The 254-nt window shown below is 61.4% G+C and carries 1 pseudogene; it reads right to left on the bottom strand.

Annotation, left to right across the window (positions count from 1 at the left end):
- Positions 1–133: pseudogene (locus GSY69_RS13990) on the bottom strand (IS481 family transposase); the annotation flags it as partial.
- Positions 134–254: the final 121 nt, after the last annotated feature.

The raw sequence follows: 254 nt of genomic DNA, 5'->3' as shown, positions 1-254 counted from the left end.
ACTTCGTGACGTCGACATGGATCAGCGCCCCAGGGTGGTCGTGCTCATACCGGCGGATCGGTTCACCGGTGACGCGGTCGATACGGTTGAGTCGGTTGATCCGGCAGCGCACGAGCACCGCGTGAACTGAAGCGCCCTGGGTTTGGTTCCGACTCATCTGAAGGAGAATCGGATCATGCCCAAGAAGTACGACCAGCAGTTGCGTGAGCACGCCGTCAGGATGGTGCTCGACAAGCGCGCCGCCGAAGCATGCT

It is taken from the genome of Brevibacterium rongguiense, from assembly GCF_009857845.1.
In the GTDB taxonomy this organism is placed as follows: Bacteria; Actinomycetota; Actinomycetes; order Actinomycetales; family Brevibacteriaceae; genus Brevibacterium; species Brevibacterium rongguiense.
This window is presented reverse-complemented; position numbering and strand designations above follow the sequence as displayed.